Consider the following 21,107-nt stretch of genomic DNA (forward strand, 5'->3'; position numbering starts at 1 on the left):
CTAGTTTTTAAAGATAGGAACGGATTTTTGTTGTTATTTTGAAGCCTATCTAAATATAAACCTAAAAATCCTTTTCTTTATAAATCTTTATTGATAACAGCCAAGAACTTGCAAAAAATAGGAGCGTTAAAATAATTCCAAACATTATTAGTTGTTCACTTGAATATTGGCTAAGAATCTGGAGAATATTTTCAACATATTGACTCACTAAGTGCCAAACCATATTTCCAAGAATAACCGTCCCAAATACCGCTATCATCATAAGGATCCTTGCATATTTCTCACCAAATTTATAATAAATCGGATAATAAACGGATGCGACTATTAAAACAATTAAAAATCCAATAATAAGTTGATTTGCCTCTGGAAAAGGCTGTTCATACATATTAAGAACAGAATAGAGCAACCCTTGTAAAACGGTTACTAGTCCTTTAATAAATAACCCAAAAATAATAATGCTAACATATTTCGCCGAAACAATTTTAGCGCGGCTAATCGGCAAGCTGTTCCACATTAAATTTGAATGGCTCCTGTCATCAAAGCTTCCGGAATTCGAAATATAGATAAAACCCGCTATAGCAACAGCAAATGCCGGAGGATTCTCAAGTATAAAAAAGAAAACAATAAATCCTAAAATTAATAATAAGATTTTTTTTAATAGGAGAACATCTTTTAAGATTAATTGATACATTTAATACTCCCCCTTATTCGTAAAATACATAATATCTTCAAGAGTTGGTTTTTCTATTAACACATCATGACCAAAAACAGCTTTCGTTTGCATAATATTGCTTGTCAGAGCTTCAAAGCCTACATTTGTTCTACGAATGCTAACAAACTCCTTTTCTGTATCTCTATCTAATAAATCGTTTCGCCCCTTCACCATTCCGTACTCAGAGAGCAGGTCATCCCTTTCTTTTGAAAACAAGATTTTTCCTTGATGTATATAGGTGATATAATCTGCAATTCGGTCTAAATCAGTAGTGATATGGGTCGAAAAAAAGATTGTCTTTTGCTCATCTAACATGATGTCATGCAAAAGTTCTAAAATTTCTCTACGAAAAACGGGATCAAGCCCTGAAGTTGGTTCATCCATAATAATAAATTCTGGATCATGACTAATGGCAAATGCGATGGCCATCTTCATTTTCATTCCTTTAGAAAAGCTTTTAATTAGTTGCTTCTCTGGTAGTTGAAACTGATCTAAATATTTCTTAAATTGTTTGTCATTCCATTTCTTATACATCGGTGCAATGATTTTTCTCATTTCTCGAATCGTTAAAGTGTCGTAAAAGCAATTTTCATCATAAACAAAGCCTATTCTTTCCTTTATTGCTTCATTGTGCTTATCTTGTTCTAAACCAAAAACTGAAATATCTCCGCTATCTTTTTTTATTAAATTCATTAATAATTTTATCGTTGTACTTTTCCCAGCTCCATTCGCCCCGATAAACCCTGTCACATACCCTTTTTTAATTGAAAAGGAAACGTTTTTTATTGAGAAATTTTTAAATGCTTTTGTGACATTTCTGAATTCAACTACATTTGTCATTTATCATCATCTCCATAAAGAATTAACAACAATTCTAATAATTCATCTTTAGAAAGATTGATTAGCTTACTTTCTTCAATAACCTCTGCTAATTTATCTTCAATAATTTTCAATCGTCTTTCTTTTAACAGCTCTTGATTTTGACTAGCAATAAATGAACCTTTTCCAACAATGGAAACGACAAATCCATCATTCTCCAATTCTTCATAAGCACGTTTCGTTGTAATCACACTTATTTGCAAATCTTTTGCAAGTTGTCTGATTGAAGGAAGAGAGTCTCCTTCTTGCAGTTCCCCTTTTAAAACTAACTCTTTTATCTGCTTAATAATTTGTTGATAAATCGGATCCTTCGATGTATTCGAAATAATAATATTCATTTATTCACCCACAGCTTATATAGTGTATATATATAATATATACACTATATACAAAACAGTCAACTAATTTTTGTTACATAAGAGAGAAAAATAAAAAAAGAGACTGACTCAAAAGGTCCTGTCCGTTGATTTCCGTTCCAGACGCTTCGCTTTCCGCGGGGCAAACGGTAAGCCTCCTCGCCGCTCACGCTCCTGCGGGGTCTCACCTGTCCGCTTTTCCCGCAGGAGTCTTCGCGTCTTCCACTCCAATCAACTCAGCGCAAAAATCAGGATGAACTTTGATAAAAAATCGTTATTAACGTTTAATAAGAACAAAAAAAAGAGAGTGCACCTAAAAGTAATACTTTTGGGACACCCTCCGCTGGTAAAAGAATTTACCTATTATTATTCGTTCGAAATAAATTGTTTAAGTCTAAATAAATTTGATCCTTCGGTCCCCAATCACGTAAGCCATTGTCAATATTTCTTAGACGGCTAAACGTGCTTGCATCGGTAACAATCCTACTTGTCTTTCCTTGCAAAAGGGGCCGAATTGCTCGCCTAATCTCAGCTTTTGTTTCATTTACATGATTTGTGCTTGCAAGATTGACAGCAATGATCGCATTGTTCCCATGAATAACTGTTTGAACATCCTGTACATTATTAATTTTAGCTACTGTATCGTTAATTTTTTCTACTAAATGCCCTTCGTAAGCCTCATAGTAGTAGGAGCTTTCAACTTTCCTTATGTTATCGCCTAAATGCCCATGGTAGTTCATGTCTTCACGACTAAAAAGTTGAGCTGAATTTCTTGCATTATTTCTAACTGGACGGTTTCTCTGATTATTACGATAATTTTCTCCTTTAAGACCGAAGGAATAATCCATCAATTCGGTTGCTGGCCCATCATTATCGGTGCCATCCAGTATTCGAGCATTCCCTCCACGGTTCTGAGCATGATTTTCGTTCGAATAATAGCCTACAGGCTGAGTCATATTCCGATCGCGATTTTGAAGAGCCGATTTATCGTTCATTCCACATCCAACTATTCCGAAGGACAATGCAGCTATTATGGGAAATTGTATGAGCTTTTTATTCAAACTTTAAACCTCCTTGCCAAAGTACGAACGAGAGCAAAAACTTATTGCTCCTTTATATAGTGGCAAGAATCAGAAGCTTTCATTCATTGGCATATACTAATTGCTTGAAAAACTCCTGTCTTTCTGCAAATTGACCTTCAGTCATTTCTAATAATTGTTCCAGCTTTTCATGCTGTAAATAAGTACCTTCTTTTATCGCCCGATTCCATTCTCGAAAAATATCTGTCGGAAATGCAAGTGCATAAATAAATCCTTTTTCATTAAGAAATGGTTTAAGCTTTTCATAATGGAATAACTTCTCAAAAGACCAATTGAGATGTGGCAAAATACGGTTAGCGTACTGTAAATAATCGATATGAGGAATTCCAATACTAATTAAATCAAAATCGATTAAGAATAATTTATTATTTTTTGCTCTGAGAAAATTATGATGTGCAACATCACCATGTAAAATAACTTTTTCGTCATTCATGAATAAATGCGACTCACTTATCATTCCTTTTAGTGACCAATCTGCCCAAACAATAATTTCAGCTAACATCTTCTCTTGAATGAAATATTTTACAATCGGCAGATTATTGAAAAATATTGCAAATCTTTCTTGCCATTTTTCAATCTGCCAAAAGGTAGGTATAAGCATCTGAAATATATTCGTTAACCATTTTGTAGACAAATGAAATTGATTTAACAGATGGGTTCCATCTAATCGATCTTTATTTAGTTTATAACTAAATTCTTTTTCTGAAGGCTCTATATATTGCAAGCAACCATAATAAGTATGTTCAAAAAATAATGGAAATTTCGTTAGAGGATAAAAAGAATACGTGTTTTCAAATCCACTTTGACTTAAAGCGGTTGTGAAATTTTCTTGAAGCCTTAAACGATCATAACTGGAAAACCCTTTCAAAATAAAGTTTAAATGGTCTGACTCAACTAGGTAAACCTTATTTTTAATTGGTTTAATCTTATCGATAGAAAAAGGAAGCTGCTTCTGTAAATAAGAGAAGAGACGATCATGGAACAAATCGTCTCCTCTATGGTCATACGTCAAATCCACTGCTCTCTTCAGAACTGCGAGGCATTCCAAATGCAGTCCCTCCCATTGGTCCATAACCATACGGATTCATATATGGAGAAGGTGGGAAGCCCATCTGTTGACCGTATGGAACGTTATACATTGGATCTCCTCCCATTCCAAAGGCTGGAGAACCATAGTGCGGCATTCCTCCATCACACCCACAACCCGCCTCTACACCTTTAACTCCGTGTGTTGGCATTAAGTGCTGTTGACTTTCCATCGGCATAAGAGGCATTTGAGCTTGCGTTGGGCTTATTGGCATTTGCGCCATTTGTGGATACTCCTCCATTACACCTTGTACTTGTGGCATAACGCCCATCTCCGGAAACCCATAAGTCACTGGTGTCGGACCACAGAAACCTGAACCAGGCATAACTGGAGAGATCGGCACTAATTGATATGGTTGACAAGGTACTTCTGGATAACCATATATTGGCTGTTGCATAGCTGGTGCTGTATATGAGGGCTGAAGTGGAAACTGTGACTCTTCAATACCCATTACTGGTGCAGGCATTTGCGCTTGAGTTGGTTGTGTGAATGCTGGGTTTATATGCGGCATTTGATGATGCATTGGCATGTGTTGATGCATTGGCATGTGTTGATGCATTGGCATGTGATGATGCATTGGCATGTGATGATGCATTGGCACGTGCATGGAAGAAGACTCGACATAACCATGACTTTCAACACCTGCCATCCCATGATGTGGCATTTGATGCATTGGCATTGTAGCACTTGGATACATTGGCACACTCGCTACACCTTGTACGTGAGGATATGGCATTTGTTGCGGATATCCTCCTTGAAAACCAGAGCCTGGCATTACTGGAGAAATAGGAAAAAGGCAATTCGGTTGATATGGATACATTGGTTGAGTATACCCTCCTTTATGTGTATGAGAGTATGATTCACTCTCATATATCTCTGGACTATATTCAGAAATGGGCTTCACTTGCGGAAGAACATTTACTGGCTTTGGTGGAAGCTGTGGAAGCGGATGTTCAACTGGTTTCATGATTGGTTGTTGAATCTGTTTATGCTCAATTGGCTTCATGATTGGCTTTTGAATCGGTTTATGCTCGATTGGTTTCATGATTGGCTTTTGAATCGGTTTATGCTCAATTGGTTTCATGATTGGTTGTTGAATCGGTTTTGGCGGTAGTTGAGCAGGTTGTTGTGGAGCTATATTGGCCATATTCATCATATAGTAATTATTTATATCAATTTCCGGCATAACGGGCTTAGGCATCTTCGGAACAAAGGGTTTTTTCGGGAGTTCTACTTGTTTTAATGGTAATTGTTGTTGTGGTTTTTCAACAACGGGCATCTCTTTTTTTGGCACTTCCTTAGGTGCTTCAACAATAGGCTTGGTGATTGGCTTTTCTTTCTTAACAGGGTGTTCGATTGGCATTTCTTTTTTCGTACCCATCTTAATATTTGTGCCTGGTTTGCTTCCAACAGGAGTCTCTTTTTTTATCGTTCCTCCAGCTCCTGGAACTTTTATTTTCATACCAGGCATAATCATATCAGGGTTACTGAGCTGTGTATTCATTTTCTTTAGCTCTTCAAAGTTCACGCCGTACTTTTTGGCGATCTTCCAAAGAGTATCCCCTTTTTGTACGATATGGATCTTCACTCTGATTTCCCTCCTAGTCTTAAAAAGCTAAAGCACCTTCGAAATAATGAATCCATCATTATTTCTGTAGTAAAATCGCAGGAGACTCATAGGCCTATTGCAATATTGAACGGATTCTCTATGAGTTTTAAGACTCTGCATGGCTAGCGCATCCTTGGGCATCGAGGCTAGGTGCTGAAGCTAAGTAAATCTTTCTTTTTTGGTTGTATTTGCAAGCCTTTACGTGCTGTGACCTCTCACTATCTCGATTTCTATATAGTGTGGGGTTCCAACTCGATCATCTGTGATAAGTCCATATAGTGTATGACAAAATGGGCAAATTGCTATTAATCTTCACAAAAACTTATGCATTTATTTTTGAAAATATGATAAGAATGCTTTAGTTTCAAGCAATAATGATTTTACTTATGATAAAATTAATTAATATTAGCGCGTAAGGGAGAATAATCTTATGAAGGATCAGAAAAAAATATTCGGTGATGAGAGACGAGATTTCTTGCTTCAGCTATTAAAAGATTCATCTGAACCGATTACAGGAAGTGAACTTGCTGCAAAAGCCAATGTGAGTAGACAAGTTATTGTAGGTGATATTACTTTGCTTAAGGCGAAAGGTGACCCTATTATCGCGACAAGCCAAGGCTATATATATTTAAAACAGGCTTCCCTTACTCCTTCTTTTGAACGAGTAATTGCCTGCTACCATCCTCCAGAAAACACAGAAGAGGAATTAAATATTCTTGTTGATTGTGGTGTAACCGTCAAAGATGTGAAAATCGAGCATCCTGTCTATGGGGATTTAACTGCTTCCGTCATGGTTTCGAATAGAAAAGAAACGAAACAATTTATGGAAAAAATAAAATCGACAAATGCTTCCTATTTATCGGAACTAACGGAAGGGTTTCATCTTCATACGCTTTCAGCACCCTCCGAGAAAAACTTAGACGATGCAGAGCAAGCATTAAGAAAAGCAAAGTTTCTAGTTGAATAGATTTCACTGAAAAATAAAGAGTGAGACATGCAAAACAAGATGTTTTGCATGTCTCACTCCTATTTTTAAAGCTTGACATTGCCTAGGTTAGACTGAGCATTTTTTCATTCCGAGCTGATAATAAGGATAACTGCCAAGAATTTTTACTTTACAATCAAGTGCCTCTAATTCAGCAACGACACCTGGAATTAATACATCATCTTTTTTCATATCAACATCTATTATAAAGAAATAATTACCTAAGCCTGTCTTCATCGGTCTAGACTCAATTTTTGATAGGTTTAGTTTTCTCCATGCAAAAGCTGACAACACTTGATGGAGTGCCCCAGCACGATCAGATGGCAACATAATCATGATAGTTGTTTTATAACCACCAAACATTCCAACTTCTTCACTTAATGGCACTTGTCTTTTTGAAAGGATGATAAATCGAGTGTGATTATAACTAACATCGTGAATATCCTCACGAACAATCGCAAGCCCATACACCTCAGCAGCTAATTCATTTGCAATAGCTCCCCCTTTTATTCGGGGATTTTCCTTTAGAAATTGAGCTGCCGCAGCTGTAGATGTAGTATTTTCACATGGAATGCCCATCAATTCTTTATGAAGAAATTTATGACATTGTGCAATTGCATGTGAATGGCTATAAACCATTTCCGTTTCAAGCCATTTTTCTCGATTGTTTGGATGAACCATAAAATGCTGCCGAATTGGAGCAGTAATCTCACCTATTATTGGCATATCCACTTCATGAACTAAATAATCAAGAGTAATGTTTACAGAACCTTCGAGTGCATTCTCAAGAGGAACGACCGCGATTTCGATTTTATCCTCTGATAAGGCATCAAAACAAGCTGGAATTGTTAAATAAGGAACAGCCTGATTTCCAGGAAACATCGCCCGAACTGCAATATCCGTAAATGTTGCAATCGGACCTAAGTAGCCGATTTTCACGGTGTTTTCCCCCCTCTTGTCTTAAGCTTGTCGCCTCTGGGCAAGCAGCCTCAGCTTTTCATATTAGCTTTGTTAAACAAAGTGGTTGATTTCCGCTCCAGGTTGCTCGCTTTCCGCGGGCGGTCCGAGAGCCTCCTCGGCGCTATCGCACCTGCGGGGTCTCTCTTGTCCCTTCCTCCCGCAGGAGTCTCGCACCTTCCGCTCCAATCAACAGATGAATAAATCAAAATTTCCCATTAACACAGAGAATTCTATTAAGCGCCTGAACCGAGTACCTCTACTTTTTCAACGAACTCTAATCTTCTAAGCATCGTTAGTAATTCATCAATTTCTATTTCTATCTCAGTAGTGTTTAAAGATAAAGTAACATTGGCTCTTCCCATCAATGGAATGGTTTGGTGTATCGTCATCACATTACAGCCTGAACCCGCAACAACACTTAATAAATGTGATAGCGTCCCTGAGCGATCCTCTAAATAGAAAAATAATGTGATTAAACGCTCCTTTACAACAGTATGAAAAGGAAAAACGGTATCACGATATTTATAAAATGCACTTCTACTTAAATCAACCTTTTGAGCAGCGTCCCATACAGATTCAGCTTTTCCACGTTCCATTAATTCTTTTGCTTCTAACGTTTTCTTCATCGCTTCAGGCAAAACATCTTCACGAACTAAATAAAATTTTTTGTCTAGTTTGTCCTGTTTCATATATTCACCCCGTCAACAAATGAGGTTAATCAATAAACTCGAATTCATAATCGAGCAGCTTAACCGTATCTCCGTCTTTTGCACCTTTTTCTCTCAATGCAGCATCAACACCCATTCCTCGAAGCTGTCTAGCAAACCTACGAACAGACTCGTCTCTTGAAAAGTCAGTCATCTTAAAGAGCTTGTCAATCGCATCACCAGAAACGATAAAGGTACCAGCTGAATCCCTTGTAACCATAAATTCTGTTTGCTCTGCTTCATGTTTATAGACAACACGATGAATTCCAGTTTCTTGTTCCTCTTGAATAAGCGGGAACTCAGGTGTTTCATCTATTTTGTCAGCAATTGCAAACAATAAATCCCTTAAACCTTGACGCGTAATGGCTGATATAGGGAAGATAGGATAATCTTCTTGCAATTGTTCTTTAAATGTTTGAAGATTCTCCTCTGCCCCAGGCATTTCCATTTTGTTTGCGACAATGATTTGTGGTCTTTCTGTTAGACGTAAATTATATTCCTTTAATTCATTATTGATCGTTATATAATCCTCGAAAGGATCTCTTCCTTCTGTCGCTGCCATGTCAATAACATGAACGATGACACGGGTCCGTTCAATATGTCGTAAAAACTGATGTCCAAGTCCAACTCCTGAATGAGCTCCTTCGATTAATCCTGGAAGATCGGCTAGCACAAAGCTTCTGTTATCCTCCGTTTCAACCATCCCTAAATTCGGGGCAATCGTCGTAAAATGATATTCAGCAATTTTCGGCTTTGCCGAAGAAATTACCGATAATAGCGTTGATTTTCCGACACTAGGAAATCCGACTAATCCTGCATCAGCCAATAGCTTTAATTCAAGAATTACTTCTCTTTCAATTCCAGGCTCCCCATGCTCAGACAGTTCAGGTGCAGGATTTGAAGGTGTGGCAAATCGTGTATTTCCTCTGCCTCCACGTCCACCTCTAGCAATGACAGCTCTTTGTCCATGCTCCGTTAAATCAGCAATTACCTCACCAGTTTCCACGTCAGTAACGACTGTTCCTGGTGGAACCTTCACAACCATGTCCTTTGCATTTTTACCATGCTGATTTTTTGACATCCCATGTTCTCCACGCAAAGCTTTAAAATGACGCTGATAGCGAAAATCCATTAACGTACGCAAACCTTCATTAACTTCAAAAACAACGTCTGCACCATTACCGCCATCTCCACCAGCAGGTCCACCTTTTGGAACATATTTTTCGCGACGGAAAGCAACCATCCCATTGCCCCCGTCACCACCTTTTACATAAATTTTAACTTGATCGACAAACATTTAATTCCTCCAGTCTAAGCTGTTCATAACATCTTTTCGAGATAGAAAATCTTCGGCAGTGATGGGTTCCACTGACGGTTAAATCAAATTATCCACTTTACTTGCTATATTGAAAAAATAGCTCCAGTGAAAGCTCTTGTTCAGTGAATATTAGAACATTTAATGTTGGAACAGTCGTTTCTTTATTTAATAATTGTTCGAGTGGCTCTTTTTCAGTTATTATTCCTCTAAAATCAAAAAAGAATCGGACACCCTCTTTTTGCGGTGCAATTGTCACAGATAGATGGTTTTCATTAAACTTCTTAACAGTTGCATTTAGACAGCTAAAAAAAGAACAAGTCCATTTTACAAGCAATTCATCATCTAAATAATCGCATATCGTATAATCTAAAACATCATATTCCACTTGAAAAGGGTGATTTTCCCAATTATATGTAAGAAGCAGTGAGGCGAACTGGGGAATTTTCATGTTTGAAAGTTTAGCTTCCTGCTGGGTCTCTACGATGATTTCGTCAATAATCTCCTTTACTCGATCCACTTTATTTAATGAGAGATTTCCTTTAATAAGTTGAATTTTGTTTAACCAATCATGGCGCGCATGACGCAGCACCTCAATCGTATTCCAGTTCTTATTCATATATCCACTCCTACACATTCATAAGTGCTAGAGACTGCTTGTAAGTTAGTATATCAAAAAAAAGTGCAAAACAGTAAGCAACTTTAAGGAAATAACGAAGTTTTCAAAACAGTTTATTTTTTAGCAACGCATCCATTTTAAAAACAATCTTAGCGCCCAATCTTTCTTTTTCGAACTACTCATTCCCGATTTCTTATATGGTTCTTATATAGGGAGACAAAAAGTTGATTCATCAGCAAAAAGAAAACTCTAACCTCTTAAGGTTAGAGTTTTCATCTCAATTGCTTATGCTTCTTGAGCTACAGGATATACGCTCACTTGCTTACGGTCACGGCCTAAACGTTCGAACTTAACAACGCCATCAACTGTTGCGAAAAGTGTATCGTCTTTTCCTTTACCAACGTTTACACCAGGGTAAATCTTTGTTCCGCGTTGACGGTAAAGAATAGAGCCGCCAGTTACGAATTGACCATCTGCACGCTTAGCACCAAGACGCTTAGCGATAGAGTCACGACCGTTCTTAGTAGAACCTACTCCTTTTTTAGATGCAAATAACTGAAGATCTAATTTTAGTAACATGTATTCCACCTCCTATTTTTTGAAGGTAATTTTTATATGCTGTCCGTATTCTTCTTCAATCGTCTGCAAAGAGACAACCATTCCTTCTAAAAGAAGTTGAATCTTTCCATTCGTTTCATCCGATAAATGATCGGGAACTACACAATGGAGAAATCCATCAGCGTTCTGTTCAATCTCTGGAGTGATGCCAGTTAAAGCATATACTGCATTAATTGTCCCAACTGAAACAGCTGATACACCTGCACAGACAATATCATTTCCCTTTTCAGCGAAAAAAGCGTGGCCGCTAATTGAAAATGATTGAATCATACCGGAATTTTTACGATTAATCGTAACTTCAATCATCGAGCTTCACCTTAAGCGTTGATTTTTTCAATCACAACTTTAGTGTATGGCTGACGATGACCTTGCTTCTTGTGATAGTTTTTCTTTGCTTTATACTTGAAAACAATGATTTTCTTCGCACGGCCTTGCTTTTCAACTTTAGCCGTAACAGTAGCACCTTCAACAACAGGGCTTCCTACTTTTACACTATCTCCGCCAACGAAAAGAACTTTATCAAAAGTAACTGTTTCGCCTGCTTCAACGTTAAGCTTTTCGATGTAGATAGCTTGACCTTCTTCTACACGTACTTGCTTTCCACCAGTTTCAATAATCGCGTACATGAACTGCACCTCCTCTTTAACTAAGACTCGCCATCCTCAGGTGTATTGCACAATAAAAAAATAAAAAGTACCTCTGGTTTATCATAGAACCAATGGCACATCAATCTATGTGCAATAGCTTAAACCTGCTCTGAGCGGTTGTAGCACAGGTGCGCTACAAACATAACATAAAAATATTATCATATGTTTGCTTGAAGTGTCAATTGTATTTATTTATTCATTAATTCTGCTTCTTTACCGAATTGACGAATTTCATAAAAAGGTTTATGAGCATTGACCATCACAAAAATAATTTTCAAGCCAATTAATTTTTCAAAATTGTGTTTGAATATATTTTGTTCACCAGCGAAAATGGCTTGAACATCAGCTGTCAATTCAATTAATACCGCCTCATAATCGCTGTTTCGATACTCGAACAGCTCTCGTTCTAGCTTGAATGCCATTGTTCCTGCACTAGCGATTCTTCCCATGCCCTCACATGTCGGACATTTAACCGTGAGCACTTCAGAAATAGCTGGTTTCGTTTTTTTTCGAGTCAATTGGAGTATACCAAGTGGTGTAAAACCAATTAAATTGGTTCTTCTTTCATCCTTTTTTAATTCACCCTGAAATATATGGAGTATATGCTTCCTTTCCTTATCATCTTTCATATCAATAAAGTCGATTAAGATCATCCCGCCAATATCACGCAGGCGAATTTGTCTTGCGACTTCCTTAGCTGCCCATTCATTTGTTTTCATCACCGTATCACGTAAATCTGTTTTTCCAGAGAATTTACCAGTATTCACATCTATAATCGTTAATGCCTCTGCTTCATCAAAAATCAAATAGGCGCCGTTCTCAAGCCAAACAATTTTCTTTAACGCTTTTTCAACCTCTTGCTCTAGATGATAAGCTGCAAAGATGTTTTCTTTTCCATTATAAAGTTGAACAGGGAGCTCACTATTTTTTTGTAATTCAGCTTTAACCGTTACATCATCTACTATCACTTCCCCTATTTCGATCTTCTTCATTTCTTCTTGCAGCTCTTCTATAAATGAATTCCGCTCATATAATTTTCCAGGTTTCTTTAATATCTCTGCCTTATGAAACACTTCCGAATACTCTTTCCGCAGCCGTTCCAATTCCTCTTGTAGAGCTGTCTTAGAATGCTCCACACTTGATGTACGAAAGATGACTCCTTCATCCTTGTCTTTTATTTGATAGCCAAATTGCCGTAAATTCTCTCTTTGCTGATGATCTTCAATTTTTTTGGAGATTGCCACATAGCGGCCTTTGGGCATGTAAACTAAATGATCGCCTTGAAATTCGAGCACACCAGTGAGACGCGGTCCTTTTGTTCCCATTGCATCCTTTTCAACCTGAACTAGGAGCTTTTCTCCTTGATGTACGAAAGATGAAATGCCCCTCGATTGTTTAACGGAAATATCTTCATCTGCCAAAATAAATGCAGCAAGCTTATCACGATGTAAATAGCCATTTTTTCCTTCGCCAATTTGGATGAATGCTGCGTTCATACCAGGCAGAACTTTTTCTACGACTCCTAAATAAATATTGCCTACAGACGATTGGTTTCTAGGTTGGATAATCTCAATCTTATCAACGGTGTTCTCTTTTATGACAGCATATCGCTTTTCTCTAGCCGCATAATTAATAATCATTTTATTCAAGCTTTATTCCTCACTTATTTTGAACGTAATAGGTCTATGTATTATTTTCGCAATTTAGTACGTATAGAGCAAGTCCCCGATTCGAGTTGTAGCAATTTTCTCAGAAAAAAAAGCATGCAAAAGCTCATTTTCATCCATTGATCCAGTCTCTAATCCGTCTTTTTCTATGATAATAGGATGCTTATATCCTCTTTGAAACTTTTCAAGAACATGAATGACAAGTTCATCATCTTTCACAGTAATCGGCTTTAATGTACGAAAATCACTATTTTTTCCGTAATATCTTTCTAGAAGAAAGCGAATAAAAACATATCTTTCTTGCTTCCACTCATAATAGAGAGAAAATAGTAAAAATGCGATTACGACCCAAATGTTTAAATTTATCGGTGAGGTAAATAAAATATAGATGCAAAATATGATCGTACAACAAATTGAAATGAATAAGGCTTTTTGATGAGCTTTCGGGAATGCAAAGAAATGTGACATTAAAAGAAATACTAATTTTCCACCATCAAGGGGCCATATTGGCAGAAAGTTAAAAAGTAAAATCATTAAGTTATACTGGATGAATAAATAATAGAGCCCTTCTGAAACAACCGAAAACTGAAAAAGGATAAAGGCAAGTCCCATCATCCAGAGATGCTGCAATGGCCCCGACAGTATCACAATTACTTCTTCTTTAATCGGCCGATTCCCATGCTCATCCATTTCAGCAACTCCACCAAAAGGCAAAAGAGCTATCCTTTTTATGCGCCATGAAAAAAACGTTGCTGCAGCTGCATGACCCATTTCATGGACAAAGATAATCAACAAAAAAAGAGATAATTCAATGAAATGTGCGGTCATAATTGCTAGCCCCATCACAATCCATAATAACGGGTGAATATGAATATATTTAAATAAGCCTAGCCATTTATTCAAATGGGATCACCTGGCTCGGATCGACAAAATCATCACCTTTTTTGATAGCAAAATAGAATGAGCCCTTCAAGCCATCTTCCAATACAGTTGAAGTCCCGATCTTTGTACCAGTTTCTATATATTCCATAAGATTCACATTAATTTCAGCTAAATTGCCGTACCATGATTCACTATTATCCGCATGTTTAATAATAACGGTTTTTCCAAAATCCTCTTTTTTTCCAGCAAAACGAACGAGACCTTCTCCCATTGCCTCCACAGCTTCATCTTTATCTGTTTCGATCGTAATTCTCTTCCCATTTTCTTGAAAATCTTCAAGAATTCTTGCTGAAGCTGGTAAAGCATATTCTAGTTTTGGAGTTGTATTATTTTTCTCATCCTTCTTTTCATCCGTTAACGGCGGCAATAATGCTAGCGGCTTGCCAAATTTCTCTTCATACCAATTCGATACCACGATAAATTGAAAATCCTTCTCCATTGTGGTTTTTACAAAATTCCGTGCAGATTCGAAACTAGCCGTTTCATTTTTGAACAAAATGGCTATTGCTAGAAATAAACAGGCAGATGCTAAAACTTTAAATAATATCCAGTCTTTGTTAAATAATGGGTGACTCCCTTCCTCTGCTCCACCTTCATAAGAAGAGATTTTTTCGAATCCGTATCTTTCCTCATCCTCCACCCAAAAAACATCCTCTTCATTCGTTTTCTTTATCCGATTGCTTACTTTTTTTCGTTGATTAATTCTCTTTCGAATCTCGTCTGCTCTATTTTTCATGCTCTCCCCACCAATCCATTAACCCGTTTGTACAAGTTTATGAGTTGTCCAAATGGAGTATGACTAAGAAAATGTATTGGATTGTTTAAGTGGTCGGGAGCGCTTATACACTCCTTATTAAGAAATATTTTTGGATTTCATTTCACTAGGGAAAGTAGTTTCTTTTGGGCTATTGGACGGGTTCTGCGGTTTTTATATCAAGATTTGTCATTAGGAACGAACTATCGGACTGTTCTCGCGATTTTTACATTAAGTTTTGTCATTAGAACAGGGCTATCGGGATGTTCCTACGATTTTCACATTAAGCTTTGTCATTAGAATCGAGCTAATGACAAATTTCTAACAGTCACCATTAAATTTGGTCAAAAGTGGTAATGAATTTTGTTTTATATACTAAAAAAAGCCAAGGATTTTTTCCTCGACTTTGCTTAAGCTTGAATCTTATTTCACACCAAAGAATTTCTTTAGTTTTGAAAAGACACCTTGATTTTCTTCCTCTAAAGGTTGTAGAGGAATTGATTCACCTAATATTCGACGGGCAATATTTCGATAGGATACAGCCGCCTTACTGTTCGGATTCATCGCAATTGGTTCACCATGATTAGAAGCTCGAATAACCTCATCATCATCTGCAACTATTCCAATTAGATCAATGGAAAGATGGGCAGCAATTTCATCTACGTCCAACATATCTCCATTTTTCATCATTTGATTACGAATACGATTGATTACAAGCTTTGGTGGCTCCATATTTTCTTCTTTTTCAAGTAAACCAATGATCCGATCTGCGTCTCTAACGGCTGAAACTTCTGGTGTTGTCACGACAATCGCTTTATCCGCACCTGCAACAGCATTCCGATAACCATGTTCAATTCCAGCAGGACAGTCTATAATGACGTAATCATACTCTTGCTTCAATTCATTCACGAGCTCTTTCATTTGTTCAGGGGTCACGGCTGTTTTATCACTTGTCTGTGCAGCAGGCAATAAATAAAGCAAGTCCTCAAATCGCTTATCTTTAACAAGTGCCTGGTGGGTTTTACAACGACCTTCCAACACATCCACAAGATCATAAATAATTCGATTTTCAAGACCCATCACAACATCTAAATTTCGGAGGCCAATGTCTGTATCAACGAGACATACCCTTTTACCTTGAAGAGCTAAAGCAGTTCCTACATTCGCGGAAGTCGTCGTTTTCCCGACACCGCCTTTACCTGATGTAATCACTATTGCTTCTCCCATATTATAGTCCCCCTTCCAATCTTGTAATATTCGGCCTTACATGCATTAAAACTTGTAATCTATCAACCGTAATTTGATGGTCCTCATTTATGTACGCACATTCCATTTCTCTTGTTTCATCATCTTGATAATGGTCAGGTGCTCTTGTAATACAATCACTTATCCGTAATTGTGATGGCTTCATCACAGAGGCGGCCACAATAGCCTTATGGTCGCCATAAAAACCTGCATGGGCAATTCCTTTTAAAGTGCCCAGAATATAAATATTTCCGCCTGCAATCACGGTCCCACCAGGATTTACATCCCCGATGAGAAGTAAGTCACCTGTCGTCTGCAGAACCTGTCCAGAGCGAATGATTTTAGCAACAGAGGTAATTTCAGTTTCTTTTCTTAATTGTTCTGCCTCATCTTTCAAAATAACATTGGAACTAATGGTGTCTACCACAAGATTTTTCTTTTGACGAATTAATCCTTTTAGCTCCTCTTCTTGCTCTTCTGTTAAATACCTATTTCCAATTTGGACTTTTACCGTAATTAGCCGATCTTCCCGGGATCTAGAACTTTCAGCCAGCTTGAAATCAAGTTCTTTCTTAAGTTCATCATAGGAACATGTATCATCTAAATGTAGAATGAGCCCATCCTTCGTCCCTTTAATTGTTACATTTTGAAATTTCTTCATATCAAGATGTTCACCTCTCGTAAGAACAGTGCAAGCGCTTAAAGCACTGGGGCTAGACAATAGAAAAGCTTTCTTCTAAATGAAAAGAATTCGACAAAAATAATGCAAAATCCTTTTTTACGAGAAACTTCTCCTTAACGTGCAATCATTCACGTACTTTTATCGATTTATCCTCAATTAATTATACTAAAATTAAACTTCTAAACTTTCTACAATCTTTTCAAAATACTTTTTGAAGGGATAAGCAACTATTGCGATGAAAATGAAATTTAACATTAATGTTGGCAAAAGTCTTATTGATAGGAAACTTGAGAAGTCCATATCTGTCCTATGGATTAGAAAATTAAATTCATAAGAACCAAGTTCTACTAGCAGGACACCTAATAATGTTGCTAGTGAAACAATAACAATATTCGTCTGCAAAATTTTCATTAGCTTAGCAATTAAATAAGCAATGACAGGAAACAGAAACAAATAGATACCGATAATTTCAGTATAAACGACATCAAACAAAAGTCCGAATATAAAAGCATAATAAAGCCAATATTTTTTCGGTCCGTACACTGTTAAAAACAAGATAGCGACAATTAAAAAACGTGGAACAATGATGTAGTTACCGCCAAAAACCTTTGCAGGGAGCAGCTCAACAAAGGTGCTCTCAGCAATAAATAGGAAGATGATTAACAAAGGAAGAAGGACTCTTTTCACAGTTCCTCCCCCTTATCATCCATCATATCTTCTAATTCCGGTTTTAGGGCGCTTCTTTTCACTACCATTACATGTTCAATATCATAGAAATTAGCCCCAGGCTTAATATATGCCGTTTGAGTTAATCCATACTCAGCGGGAGCCACTTCGACTACCTTGCCAATTGGAAGATTTTTTGGAAAGACGCCGCCTTTTCCAGAGCTAATGACGTTTTGTCCTTTTTCCACTTTTGCTTCAGCAGGGATTCTCTTTAGCATGAGAAGCCCTTTATCTTTGTCATAACCTTCTATTAGTCCGAAATAGCTCTCTTCCTTGCCTTGAATTTCTGCCGAAATTCTGTTAGTAGGATCCATCGAACTTAATAGTTGGACAGTGGATGTAAAAGGCTGAGCACTTTTTACCTTCCCAATTAATCCATTCGCAGTAATGACGGCCATATCTGACACAATTCCATCTTTTGTTCCTTTATTAATCGTAAGCAATTCATTCCATCTATCAGGATTTCTCCCGATAACAGTTGCCTGCTTCGGTTCGAACTCACTTAATGAATCCTTTTTACCAAGGATTTCTTTTAATTCTTTATTGTCTTTCTTTAGCATCTGTACTTCAGATTCGAGTCTCGCAAGCTCATCAAGTCTTTTCTTTAATTCTTTATTCTCAGTATATGTATTTTGCAAATCTTGTAGATTTTCAAAAAAACCTGCAACATAATGAGTTGGACGAGATACGGCTGATTGTACCCAGCCAGTTGTATCTTTAATAAATTGTTCTGGCCAGCTTAACTGATCGCGCTCCTTTAAAGAAAACCCAATCAATGCCACGAGAATAATAATACTGACAAGCAATATTATCAGGCGCTTATTCATAAAAAACTGTGGCATACGAAAACACCTCTTCCTCAAAAACAACCTAATTTATATACATAGAGCGTGAGTAAAGCCTAAATCCAACGAAGTTGAAAATAGGCTTCATCTATTTCTAAATCCTAAAACATTAGCGGGAGTCTTTCGATTTATTTTTAAATAAGTCGATATGATCAAGTGCCTTACCAGTTCCAATAGCAACGCAATCAAGTGGATCTTCGGCAATCAATACAGGCATTTTTGTTTCTTCGCTTATTACTTTATCTAAATTTCGAAGCAATGCACCACCACCAGTTAAAACAATACCTCGATCCATAATATCGGCAGCAAGTTCTGGAGGCGTTTTCTCTAATGTCACCTTTACCGCATCAACAATCGCATATACAGTATCATGCAACGCTTTCGCGATTTCCCCAGCTGTAATTTCAATTGTTTTCGGAAGTCCTGTCAAAAGATCACGACCTCGAATTTCCATATTTTCAATTCCTTCCGGATCACCAGCTGAACCTACTTCAACTTTAATGATTTCCGCTGTCCGTTCCCCAATCAAAAGATTATAGTTTTTGCGGATGTAATTAATAATCGAATCATCCATTTCATTTCCAGCAACACGAACAGATTGACTCGTTACGATCCCACCTAAAGAAATAATGGCTACTTCTGTTGTTCCTCCGCCAATATCCACAACCATACTTCCTGTTGGTTCCCAAACTGGCAAATTCGCACCGATTGCCGCTGCAAATGGCTCCTCAATTGGAAAAGCATCACTAGCACCAGCTTGACGAGTCGCGTCAATAACAGCACGTTGTTCAACAGCTGTAATTCCTGACGGAACACAAACCATCACATGCGGCTTACCTGAAAATAGACCTTTATTTTTATTTGCTTGTTTAATATAGTATTTCATCATGACAGCGGTCGTTTCATAGTCAGCGATGACACCGTCTTTCATCGGGCGAAGTGCAACAATATTTCCTGGTGTACGACCGATCATATTTTTGGCATCATTTCCAACCGCAACGATGCTCTTCGTGTCAGTTTGTAAAGCAACAACTGAAGGCTCTCTTACAACAATGCCTTTTCCCTTCACATAAACGAGCGTATTTGCTGTTCCTAAATCAATTCCTAAGTCCTTTGTTCCAAACATAGCTGTATCTCCCTTTCTGATACGAAATGCAAATAAGGTTATATTTAAAAATTTTAATTTTTCGGTCAAAATAACAATTTTTATTTATTATCGCGAAAAAAACATAACTAATATTATAGCCTATCTTCCATTAAAAACAAAGTGCTATAAATATCCTTTTTCCTTTAGACTTACAAATTTATTCTCCCCAATTATTAGATGATCGAGCACTTCAATCCCAATAATCTTTCCACATTCAGAAAGGCGTTTTGTAACCTCAATATCTTCCCTGCTAGGAGTGGGGTCTCCAGATGGATGATTATGAGCACAAATGATTGAAGCGGCAGATCTTCTAAATGCTTCTTTAAACACTTCACGCGGGTGAACAATCGAAGCATTTAGGCTCCCGATAAAAATCGTTTGTTTGTGGAGCACTTGGTTTTTAGTATTAAGGTAGAGGCATACGAAATGTTCTTGTGAGAGAAATTTCATATCATTCATTACATATTTCGCACCATCTTCTGGCGAACGTATGGTATACCGATCATCAAAAGATAAGTTAGAAATCCGTCTGCCTATTTCAACGGCAGCGAGCAATTGAATGGCCTTTGCCTTTCCAATCCCCTTGATGGAAGTAATCTCATCTAGTGAAGCATCTTTTAACAGCTTCAAGCCTTCAAAATGAGAAAGAAGTCTGTTCGATAATTGCAGTACAGATTCATCCTTCGTCCCGGTACGAAGCAAAATGGCGATTAATTCATGGGTGGACAAACTTTGAGGGCCATTCAGGATAAATCGTTCACGCGGCCTCTCATCCTGTGGATAATCCTTAATGAGCAAGGATTCCATTTCCATACAATCATTCCTCCCTTTTCATATGGCGCAAGGGAGTGTAAAGATGAAAAAGATTAAGAAATACGATAGCCTGCATTCCTTAATTCTCGAATCGTTCTCGAAACAGGTAGACCAACGACAGCAAAATAATCACCATAGATTTCTTTAACAAACATACTTCCATAGCCTTGAATGCCATAAGCCCCTGCTTTATCAAACGGTTCACCGGTGTCAATGTAAGCTTTAATTTCATCATCTGAAAGCTCCCAAAACACCACATCTGTTTGAACATAAAATTGAGTTTCTGTATCCGGAGCAATAATGGTAACTCCTGTGTAAACAGAATGGGTTTTTCCTGACAATGTTTGAAGCATCGAAAAAGCTTCTTGCGAATTTTTCGGTTTTCCTAATACAGCACCTTCTAATACAACAACTGTATCCGCACCGATAATAAAAGAATCAGGATTTTGCTCACGAACTGCTTTTGCCTTTCTACTGCCAAGCTCCATCACAATTTCACTAGGAGTTAATGCAGGATCGAAGCTTTCATCAACATTACAGCTAAAAACTTCGAATGTTAAATGAAGATTTTCAAGAAGTTCTTTTCGTCGTGGAGAAGAAGAGGCTAAAATGAGGTTTTGCATAGTATGAAATCACCTAACCTTTTTATTCAAATCAAAATTGGGAGATACAACATAATCGTACCAAAATTC

The 21,107-nt window shown here is 37.4% G+C and carries 23 protein-coding genes, 1 pseudogene and 1 other annotated feature; of the genes and pseudogenes, 1 reads left to right on the plus strand and 23 read right to left on the minus strand.

The annotated features are described in order from the left end of the window. Positions 1-61: 61 nt before the first annotated feature. The 6 genes and pseudogenes from KDN24_RS18305 to safA all read right to left on the minus strand — a co-directional run. The gene (locus KDN24_RS18305) at positions 62-691 is read right to left on the minus strand and encodes an ABC-2 transporter permease (protein WP_409971928.1); all 630 of its coding nucleotides are present in this window, start codon (positions 689-691) and stop codon (positions 62-64) included. Then, entirely contained in the window at positions 692-1,552 is an 861-nt protein-coding gene (locus KDN24_RS18310; RefSeq protein ID WP_409971929.1) for an ABC transporter ATP-binding protein, read from the minus strand. After that, complete coding sequence (locus tag KDN24_RS18315; protein ID WP_409971930.1) at positions 1,549-1,929, minus strand: GntR family transcriptional regulator; 381 nt, start codon at positions 1,927-1,929, stop codon at positions 1,549-1,551. Before KDN24_RS18315 ends, KDN24_RS18310 begins: the two co-directional genes overlap by 4 nt. A 374-nt stretch (positions 1,930-2,303) precedes the next feature. Next, complete coding sequence (locus KDN24_RS18320; protein ID WP_409971931.1) at positions 2,304-3,008, minus strand: YhcN/YlaJ family sporulation lipoprotein; 705 nt, start codon at positions 3,006-3,008, stop codon at positions 2,304-2,306. A gap of 79 nt (positions 3,009-3,087) precedes the next feature. Then, a complete protein-coding gene (locus KDN24_RS18325; protein ID WP_409971932.1) occupies positions 3,088-4,095 on the minus strand; it encodes a phosphotransferase in 1,008 nt (335 codons plus the stop codon). A gap of 1,444 nt (positions 4,096-5,539) precedes the next feature. After that, positions 5,540-5,722 (minus strand): annotated as a pseudogene (safA, locus tag KDN24_RS18330) (SafA/ExsA family spore coat assembly protein); the annotation flags it as partial. Between the two features lie 451 nt (positions 5,723-6,173). Between safA and KDN24_RS18335 the strand changes: the two are divergent. Continuing rightward, positions 6,174-6,710, plus strand: coding sequence for a transcription repressor NadR (locus KDN24_RS18335; protein ID WP_409971934.1), 537 nt, complete (start codon positions 6,174-6,176; stop codon positions 6,708-6,710). Between the two features lie 87 nt (positions 6,711-6,797). Here KDN24_RS18335 and pheA read toward each other — a convergent pair whose 3' ends face one another. From pheA to KDN24_RS18420, 17 genes are all read right to left on the minus strand, one after another. Next, on the minus strand, positions 6,798-7,667 hold the full coding sequence (gene pheA, locus KDN24_RS18340) for a prephenate dehydratase (RefSeq protein WP_409971935.1): 870 nt from the start codon (positions 7,665-7,667) through the stop codon (positions 6,798-6,800). 254 nt (positions 7,668-7,921) lie between these two features. After that, positions 7,922-8,377 carry a transcriptional regulator ThrR gene (gene thrR / locus KDN24_RS18345; protein WP_409971936.1) on the minus strand — a complete coding sequence of 152 codons (456 nt, stop codon included), beginning with the start codon at positions 8,375-8,377 and terminating at the stop codon, positions 7,922-7,924. 25 nt (positions 8,378-8,402) lie between these two features. Further along, complete coding sequence (obgE, locus tag KDN24_RS18350; protein ID WP_409971937.1) at positions 8,403-9,692, minus strand: GTPase ObgE; 1,290 nt, start codon at positions 9,690-9,692, stop codon at positions 8,403-8,405. Between the two features lie 97 nt (positions 9,693-9,789). Then, entirely contained in the window at positions 9,790-10,329 is a 540-nt protein-coding gene (locus KDN24_RS18355) for a Spo0B C-terminal domain-containing protein (RefSeq protein ID WP_409971938.1), read from the minus strand. Positions 10,330-10,614: 285 nt separating this feature from the next. Then, positions 10,615-10,908, minus strand: a complete 294-nt coding sequence (gene rpmA / locus KDN24_RS18360) for a 50S ribosomal protein L27 (protein ID WP_409971939.1) — start codon at positions 10,906-10,908, stop codon at positions 10,615-10,617. A gap of 12 nt (positions 10,909-10,920) precedes the next feature. After that, positions 10,921-11,253, minus strand: coding sequence for a ribosomal-processing cysteine protease Prp (locus tag KDN24_RS18365; protein WP_409971940.1), 333 nt, complete (start codon positions 11,251-11,253; stop codon positions 10,921-10,923). Between the two features lie 11 nt (positions 11,254-11,264). Further along, the gene (gene rplU / locus KDN24_RS18370) at positions 11,265-11,573 is read right to left on the minus strand and encodes a 50S ribosomal protein L21 (RefSeq protein WP_409971941.1); all 309 of its coding nucleotides are present in this window, start codon (positions 11,571-11,573) and stop codon (positions 11,265-11,267) included. A 13-nt stretch (positions 11,574-11,586) separates the two neighbouring features. Next, positions 11,587-11,723, minus strand: a sequence feature (ribosomal protein L21 leader region). Positions 11,724-11,782: 59 nt separating this feature from the next. Then, the gene (locus KDN24_RS18375; protein WP_409972002.1) at positions 11,783-13,234 is read right to left on the minus strand and encodes an Rne/Rng family ribonuclease; all 1,452 of its coding nucleotides are present in this window, start codon (positions 13,232-13,234) and stop codon (positions 11,783-11,785) included. Positions 13,235-13,297: 63 nt separating this feature from the next. After that, positions 13,298-14,164: a M50 family metallopeptidase gene (locus KDN24_RS18380; protein WP_409971942.1), complete on the minus strand. Its 867-nt coding sequence runs from the start codon at positions 14,162-14,164 to the stop codon at positions 13,298-13,300. After that, entirely contained in the window at positions 14,157-14,939 is a 783-nt protein-coding gene (locus KDN24_RS18385) for a peptidoglycan DD-metalloendopeptidase family protein (protein WP_409971943.1), read from the minus strand. Before KDN24_RS18385 ends, KDN24_RS18380 begins: the two co-directional genes overlap by 8 nt. Before the next feature lie 441 nt (positions 14,940-15,380). Then, positions 15,381-16,184 (minus strand): septum site-determining protein MinD, encoded by an 804-nt coding sequence (gene minD / locus KDN24_RS18390; protein ID WP_409971944.1) that lies wholly within the window; start codon positions 16,182-16,184, stop codon positions 15,381-15,383. A gap of 1 nt (position 16,185) precedes the next feature. Continuing rightward, the gene (minC, locus tag KDN24_RS18395; RefSeq protein ID WP_409971945.1) at positions 16,186-16,863 is read right to left on the minus strand and encodes a septum site-determining protein MinC; all 678 of its coding nucleotides are present in this window, start codon (positions 16,861-16,863) and stop codon (positions 16,186-16,188) included. Between the two features lie 192 nt (positions 16,864-17,055). Further along, the gene (mreD, locus tag KDN24_RS18400; protein ID WP_409971946.1) at positions 17,056-17,571 is read right to left on the minus strand and encodes a rod shape-determining protein MreD; all 516 of its coding nucleotides are present in this window, start codon (positions 17,569-17,571) and stop codon (positions 17,056-17,058) included. Beyond that, a complete protein-coding gene (gene mreC / locus KDN24_RS18405) occupies positions 17,568-18,452 on the minus strand; it encodes a rod shape-determining protein MreC (protein ID WP_409971947.1) in 885 nt (294 codons plus the stop codon). The genes mreD and mreC overlap by 4 nt, the downstream gene beginning before the upstream one ends. A gap of 112 nt (positions 18,453-18,564) precedes the next feature. Further along, positions 18,565-19,581, minus strand: a complete 1,017-nt coding sequence (locus KDN24_RS18410) for a rod shape-determining protein (RefSeq protein ID WP_409971948.1) — start codon at positions 19,579-19,581, stop codon at positions 18,565-18,567. A gap of 144 nt (positions 19,582-19,725) precedes the next feature. After that, a complete protein-coding gene (gene radC / locus KDN24_RS18415; RefSeq protein WP_409971949.1) occupies positions 19,726-20,415 on the minus strand; it encodes a RadC family protein in 690 nt (229 codons plus the stop codon). A gap of 53 nt (positions 20,416-20,468) precedes the next feature. After that, positions 20,469-21,038: a Maf family protein gene (locus tag KDN24_RS18420; RefSeq protein WP_409971950.1), complete on the minus strand. Its 570-nt coding sequence runs from the start codon at positions 21,036-21,038 to the stop codon at positions 20,469-20,471. Between the last annotated feature and the right edge of the window lie 69 nt (positions 21,039-21,107).

This window comes from Cytobacillus sp. Bva_UNVM-123, from assembly GCF_046351715.2.
In the GTDB taxonomy this organism is placed as follows: Bacteria; Bacillota; Bacilli; order Bacillales; family Cytobacillaceae; genus Cytobacillus.